The 7,577-nt window shown below is 74.3% G+C and carries 2 protein-coding genes; both read right to left on the bottom strand.

The features are described 5' to 3' along the window. Nucleotides 1-5,736 (bottom strand): non-ribosomal peptide synthetase (locus tag H0H10_RS38795; RefSeq protein ID WP_188185946.1); only part of this gene is annotated, 5,736 nt, incomplete at its 3' end. Next, on the bottom strand, nt 5,736-7,577 hold a 1,842-nt coding region (locus H0H10_RS38790), incomplete at its 5' end, for a non-ribosomal peptide synthetase (protein WP_188185945.1). The genes H0H10_RS38790 and H0H10_RS38795, both read right to left, overlap by 1 nt.

The following is a 7,577-nucleotide window of genomic DNA, read 5'->3' as shown; positions in this document are numbered from 1 at the left end:
ACCGAACGGACACGCCACAAACCGCTCCGCCGTCAGACCAGGCCGGCCGACATAACCACGCGCGAGGCTTGTACCGGCCACGTACAGTTCACCGGGCACACCGACGGGTACCGGCCGCAGCCGGTCGTCGAGGACGTACACGCGGGTGTTGATCACGGGGGAGCCGATGGCCACGGCGTCGGCGTGGGCGTCGCAGCGCCAGAGGGTGGCGTCGACGGTGGTCTCCGTCGGGCCGTAGGAGTTGAACATCGTCACCTCGGGGGCCCAGCGGGCGACGAGTTCGGGCGGGCATGCCTCGCCGGCCACCACGAGGGTGAGGTCGGGGTCGAGGGAACCTTCCTCCAGGGTGGCGAGGACGGCGGGCGGCAGGGCCACGTGGGTGACGGTCTGCTCGGTCAGGAACGCGGCGAGTGCGGTGCCCGTCCGGTGCTCCGCGGGGACGACGACCAGCGCGGCCCCCGACAGGAGGGCCATGCAGCATTCCCAGACGAAGCCGTCGAAGCTCGCTGACGCGAACTGGCCGATCCGGCTGCCCGGTCCGACGCCGAGGCGGCGCACGTGTCCCTCGGCGAGGCTCGGCAGTCCGGCGTGGGTGACGGCGACGCCTTTCGGGTGTCCGGTCGTGCCGGAGGTGTAGATGACGTAGGCCGTCTCGTCGGGGTCCGTGCTGGTCAGCGGTGCGTGGGCGGGGGCGGCCGCGAGTGCGGCGGCGGTGTCCGGGGCGGCCGGGTCCAGCAGCTCGGTGCCGGGTGCCGCGAAGGACCGGGTCGTGTCCGCCGGCCCGACGACGAGGCGCGTGCCGCTGTCGGCGAGCATGAAGGCGAGGCGCTCCGCGGGGTGTTCGGGGTCCAGCGGCAGGTAGGCGGCGCCGGCCTTCCAGACGCCGAGGACGGCCGCGACCAGGTCGGTCCCGCGCGGCAGGCACAGGCCCACGACGGAGCCGGCGCCGATGCCGTGGTCGCGCAGGACGTGCGCGAGCCGGTTGGCCCGGGCATCCAGGTCCCCGTACGTCGTGCGGGTGCCGTCGGCCACGACGGCCACGGCGTCCGGGGTGCGGGCCGCCCGGGTGGCGAAGAGCGCCGCCGCCGAGGTGCGCGGCAGTTCCACGGCGGTGCGGTTCCACTCCTCGACCGTGCGGTGGAGGTCGGCGGCGCCGAGGATGCCGACCGCCGCGTAGGCGGAGTCGGGGCCGTCGGTGAGGGCGGTGGCCAGGTTGTCCAGGCAGGTGTGCAGCAGGGCGCACAGGGCCGGGGCGTCCACGGACGCCACGGCGTCGACGGTCAGGGCGAAGCCGGTTCCGTAGTCCTCGACGGCGACGGCGACGGGGTAGTTCGTCGCCTCGCGGAAGTGCCTGGTGCGTACGCCGCCGGGGCGGCCGTCCGGACCGGTGGCGGCGTGCGGGTCGTGCCCGCCGGTGGCGGCCTGGGCGGCGGTCCGGTTGTGCCGGTAGTTGAAGATCGACGTGAACAGGGGGCTGCCGCCCGGGACCCCGCTCGCCTGCTGGGCCAGGGTCAGCGGCGCGTGTTCGTGGACGAGCAGGTCGGCCAGCTGGCCGCGCATGCCGGCCACGGCGTCGGCGACGGCGGTGGCGTCGACGCGGACCCGCACCGGGAGGGTGTTGAGGAACAGGCCGGGGACCCGGTCCGCGCCGCCGCCCGCGCTCATGCGGCCGAACAGCACCGTGCCGAAGACCACGTCGTCGCGCCCGCTGACCGCGGCCAGCACTCGTGCCCAGGCGAGGTGGACCAGCGTGGCCGCGCTGGTCCCGAGGGAGCGGGCCGTCCCCCGTACCCGGCGGCTGAGGTCGTCGTCGACGGCGAGCTGCGCCCGGACGACGTCCTGCCCGTCGCCGTGGACGTCCAGCAGTCCGAAGGGCGCCGTCGTCTCGGTCACGTCGCCGAGTAACCCGGCGAAGTACCGCTCGTGCTCCTCCCGCGGGACGCCGAGCCGCGCCTGCGCCACGAAGTCGCGGAACGGCACCGGCTCCGGGAGGGTGTCGCCACGGCCGGACAGCAGGGCGGCGAGCTCCGCGAGGAGCACGTCGTGCGTGGTGTGGTCCTGCGCCAGGTGATGGATGCGCAGCAGGGCCAGCCAGCGGTCCGTGCCCGGTTCGGCGGCGATGCGCACGTCGAGGAGCGGAGCCCGGCCCAGGTCCATCCGGGCGGATCCCCCGGCGAGCAGCTGCGCCACGGGCTCGCCGTCCCCGTCGAGGACGGTCTCCCGGACCGGCAGGGTCACCTGCCTCAGCACCACCTGCACCGGCTCGCGCAGCCCGTCCCAGAGGATGGCCGTGCGGTAGATGTCGTGCCGGTCCACCACCTGCTGCAACGCCTCCAGGAACGCGTCCAGCCGCTCGCGTGCGTCGAACTCGACGACCCTGGGCGACGCGTACACGTCGGTGTCGCCGTCCGCCTGGAGCAAGTGGTGGAAGAGGATGCCCTCCTGCAGCGGGGCGAGCGGGTACACGTCGGCGATGTTCGCGGCGCCGCCGGGGACGCGGGCCACGATCCGCGCCACCTCGTCCTCGTCCAGCTCGACGAGCGGCAGCATGTCCGGGGTGATCTCGTCGGCGCCCTGCGGGATGCGCGGCTCCGGCACCCGGACCTGGGCGGCGGTGGCCACGGCGGCCAGGCGGGCGGGCGTCGGTGCCTCGAAGAAGGCCCGGACGGGCACGGTGATGCCGCGCGCCCGCAGCCGCGCCACGAGCGTGACCGCCATCAGGGAGTGCCCGCCCAGGGCGAAGAAGTCGTCGTCCACACCGACGCGGTCCAGCCCGAGTACGTCGGCGAAGGTCCGGCACAGGATCTCCTCCTGCACCGTGGCCGCGCCCCGCCCGGCGCCCGTCGCGTACGCCGGGGCGGGCAGTGCGGCGCGGTCCAGCTTGCCGTTGCCGGTCAGCGGCAGGGCGTCCAGGACGACGACCGCCGGGGGCACCATGTGCTCCGGCAGCCGTTCGGCGGCGAACTCGCTGATGGAGCGGGGGAGTTCGGCAGCGGCGTCGGAGGTGCCGGCGGCGTCGGCTGGTACGACGTAGGCGACCAGGCGCAGGTCTCCGGGGCTGTCCTCCCGCGCCACCACGGCCACCTGGGCGATCCGGGGGTGTGCGGCCAGGGCCGCCTGGACCTCGCCCGGCTCGATGCGGAAGCCACGGATCTTGACCTGGTCGTCGGCACGGCCGACGAACACGAGGCGCCCGTCCGCCGTCCAGCGGACCCGGTCCCCCGTGCGGTACATGCGTGTGCCGGTCGCATGGGGGCAGGCCACGAAGCGCTCGGCGGTGAGCGAGGGCTGGTTCGCATAGCCTCGCGCGAGCCCGGCTCCGGCCACGTACAGCTCGCCCACGACGCCGGGGGCCACCGGGCGCAGAGACGCGTCGAGGACGTACAGGCGGGTGTTCGCAACGGGTGAGCCGACCGGGATGATCCCGCTGTCGACGTGGGCCGCGGTCAGCCGGGTGGTCGCGACGCCGATCGTGGTCTCCGTGGGACCGTAGTGGTTGAACACCTCGATGCCCCTCGCCAGCAGGTCGCCGACCAGTCCGACGGGAGCGGTCTCGCCGCCGAGGACCAGGGTGCGCAGGGGGCGCAGGGTGTCGGCGCCCAGGGCCGCCGCGTGGGAGGGCACGGCCTTCAGGGCGTCGATCCGGTGTTCGGCGAGGTACGCGGCGACGGCCACCGGGTCGGTGACGGACTCCTCGGCGAGCACGTGCAGTTCACCGCCGCTGGTCAGGCTCGCGAAGACGACGGTGTTGCCCAGGTCGGTGCCCTGTCCCTGGAGGACGGCGTACCGGGATCCCGGGCCGCCCAACCCGATCCGGCCGGGCACGTGCGCCACGTAGTTCGCCAGTGACCGGTGGGTGACCGCGACTCCCTTCGGGCGGCCGGTCGACCCGGACGTGTAGATCACATACGCGAGGTGGTCCGGCAGGATGTCCCCGTCCGGTGCGGTCGCGGGCGCCGCGTCCACCTCGGGGTCCGCCGGATCGAGGGCCGGTACGGCCTGCGATGTGAGGCCGCGGGCGGTCTCGCGCGGGGCGACGACGACCCGGGCACCGCTGTCGGCCAGCACGAACGCGGTCCGCTCCGCCGGCTGGCCGGGGTCGACAGGCACATAGGCCGCGCCCGCCTTCCACACAGCGAGGATCGCCGCGATCATGTCGGTCCCGCGCGGCAGGCACAGCGCCACCACGGACCGGGGCCCCACGCCCCGGGCGCGCAGCGCGTGCGCCAGCCGGTTCGCCCGGGTGTCGAGGTCGCCGTAGGGCACGGCCCGTCCGTCGGCGACGACGGCCACCGCGTCCGGGTCCTGCGCCACCTGTGCGGCGAACAGGCCGGGGACGAGGACGGTGGGCTCCGGGGCCGCCGTGTCGTTCCACTCCTGAAGGACCAGGCGCCGCTCGGCCGGGTCCAGCACCTCCACGGTGCCGATCCGGGCAGCGGGGTCGTCCGCCAGCGCGGACAGCACGCGCACCAGGCAGTGCGCGAACCGCTCGACCGTCCGCGCCTCGAACAGGTCGGCCGCGCCGGTGACCACGCCGCCCATGCCGGTCGCCGCACCCCGGGCGTCGGTGGTCTCGCCGACGATCACCTGGAGGTCGTAGCGGGCCGCGGCCGGGCCGCCCGGCAGTGCGGACACGTCGAGGCCGGGCAGGCGCAGCGTGGCGGAGCCGGTGTTCTGCACGGTCAGCATGACCTGGAACAGCGGCAGCCGGGACAGGGAGCGGGCCGGGGCCAGTTCCTCCACCAGACGTTCGAAGGGCACGTCCTGGTGCTCGTACGCGCCGAGGCCGGTCTCCCTGGCCCGGGCCAGCACCTCGTCGAAGGTCGGGTCGCCGGACACGTCGATGCGCAGCACCAGGGTGTTGACGAAGAAGCCGACGAGGTCGTCGAGGGCCTTGTCGGTGCGGCCGGCGATGGGTGAGCCGATGGGGATGTCCGTGCCCGCGCCGAGCCGGTGCAGGGTGACGGCGAGTGCGGTCTGCATCAGCAGGAAGAGGGTGACGCCGCGTTCGCGGGCCCGCGCGGCCAGGCGTCGGTGCAGCTCGGTGGGGATGTCCAGCTCGGCCTGGTGGGCGCGGTGGGACGCTGCGGCCGGGCGGGGCCGGTCCGCGGGCAGCGGGAGCTCCTCCGGCGCACCGTCCAGGACCGCACGCCAGTGGTCCAGCTGGCGGTTGAGCAGGCTGTCGGGATCGTCCTCGGAGCCGAGCAGCTCGCGTTGCCACAGGGTGTAGTCGGCGTACTGCACCGGCAGCGGCTCCCAGCCGGGGGCGTGCCCCTGGCGGCGGGCGGTGTACGCCCGTGACAGGTCCCTGGCCAGGGGCCCCACCGACCAGCCGTCCCAGGCGATGTGATGCACCACGAGGACGAGCACGTGTTCCTCGGCTGCGAGAGGGAACAGCCAGGCGCGCAGCGGTATGTCCCGGGCGAGGTCGAACACGTGCCGGGTGGCCCGGCCCAGGGCCTCCGCGAGCCCGTCCTCGGTCACCTCGGTGACGGTCAGCTCGAATCCGCACTCCGCGGGCGGGAGCACCCGCTGGAAGGGCTCGCCGTCGGCCTCCGGGAAGACCGTGCGCAGCACCTCGTGCCGTTCGAGTACGTCTCTCAGGGCGGCGTCCAGCGCCTCCCGGTCGAGGTCACCGGTCAGCCGCAGGACGGTCGGAGTGCTGTAGGTCGTGCTCGGTCCCTCGAGCTTCGCCTGGAACCACAGCCGGCGCTGCGCGAACGAGAGCGGGATCATCAGGACTCCTCCTGGTTGCGCATCGGCCGCAGAGCGGGCCTGGCTGTCCGTTGCCGACTCGGGTGTTCCTGTTCCGTGATGCGGGTCGCGAGCGCGGCCGGGGTGGGGTGCGTGAAGACGGCCCGGATGGGCACCTCCACGCCCAGTGCGGCCCGTACCTCGCTGATCAGGCGGGTCGCCAGCAGCGAGTGTCCGCCGAGGGCGAAGAAGTCGTCGTCGACCCCGACCTCGGGCAGGGCGAGCACCTCCGCGAACGCGCGGCAGAGGAACTCCTCCTGCGGGGTCGCCGGGGCCCTGCCGCCTCCGGCCAGGGCGGCGAAGTCGGGCGGGGGCAGGGCGGCCCGGTCCAGCTTGCCGTTCACCGTCAGTGGCAGTGCGTCCAGCACCAGGACCGCGGCGGGCACCATGTGGTGCGGCAGGCGTGTGGCCGCGAACTCACGTACCTGCGTGGACAGTTCTCCCCCGCGCCGGGAGTCGTGATCGTCGCCGGCGCCGGGTCCGTCGTGCCCCTCGCCGGGCCCGGCCGGTACGACGTACGCGACGAGCCGTTTCTCCCCGGGGGTGTCCTCGCGGGCGATCACCACGGCCTGGGAGACGGCGGGCAGTTCGGTCAGGACGGACTGGACTTCGCCCGGTTCGATGCGGAAGCCGCGGATCTTCACCTGGTGGTCGGTGCGGCCCAGATAGGCGAGCCGGCCGTCGGTGGTCCAGCGCACCAGGTCTCCGGTGCGGTACATGCGCTCACCGGGAGCGAACGGGCACGCCACGAACCGCTCGGCCGTCAGACCGCCGCGCCCCGCGTATCCGAGGGCCAGCTGGGCGCCGCCCAGGTACAGTTCGCCGCCGACTCCGGTGGGAACGGGGCGCAGGGACGCGTCCAGGACGTACGCCTGGGTCCGGGCGAGCGGTGTCCCGATCGGCGGCCCGGCCGCCGGGACGTCTCCGACGGTGCCGGCCGTCGCCCAGATCGTCGCCTCCGTCGGTCCGTAGAGATTCGTGACCGACAGGGCCCGTTCCCGCAGCTCGCCGGCGAGTACGGCGGGCAGCGCCTCGCCGCCCACGAGGACCCGTACGGTGCGCAGCTGACCGGTCTCCGCGGCCACCACGCCCTGCCAGAGGCTCGGTGTGGCCTGCATGATCGTGATCCCCGCCTCGGTCACCGTCCGCAGCACCGCGACCGGGTCCCGCACCGTGGACGCTCCGGCGAGGACGAGCCGGGCACCGTGCAGGAGCGGAAGGAACAGCTCCAGCCCGGCGATGTCGAAGCCGACGGTGGTGACGGCGAGCAGCCGGTCGTCCGCGCCGAGCGGGAACCGCCGTCCCATGTCGGCGAGGAAGCTGCCGAGGGCCCGGTGCGGGATCATCACGCCTTTGGGGCGGCCGGTGGATCCGGAGGTGAAGATGACGTAGGCGGGGCTGTCCGGGCACAGGCGGATTCCGGTCGGAGGCGCGGACGGCAATGCCGCGAGTTCCGCAACGATCTCCGGATCGTCGACCAGCACCCGAGGCGTCTGCTCCGGCAGCCGCCCGCCCAGCGCCCGCGTACTCAGCACGCACACCGCGTCCGCATCCACGACCGCAGCCTCCAGCCGCCCAGCCGGATACTCCGGGTCCAGCGGCAGATACGCGGCCCCGGCCTTGAGCACGCCCAGCAGCGCCACCACCAGATCCAGCCCACGCTCCAGACACACCCCCACCACCGACTCCGCCCCCACACCACGCGCCCGCAACAACCGCGCCAGCCGGTTCGCCCGCCCGTCCAGCTCGCCGTACGACACCTCCCCGTCCTCCGCCACCACGGCCACCGCGTCAGGACCGACGCACACCCGCTCGGCCAGCAG

The sequence above is a fragment of the Streptomyces griseicoloratus genome (genome assembly GCF_014534645.1).
GTDB classification, from domain to species: domain Bacteria; phylum Actinomycetota; class Actinomycetes; order Streptomycetales; family Streptomycetaceae; genus Streptomyces; species Streptomyces griseicoloratus.
Note: the sequence above shows the minus strand (reverse complement) of the source record. Positions and strands in the feature narration are given on the sequence as shown.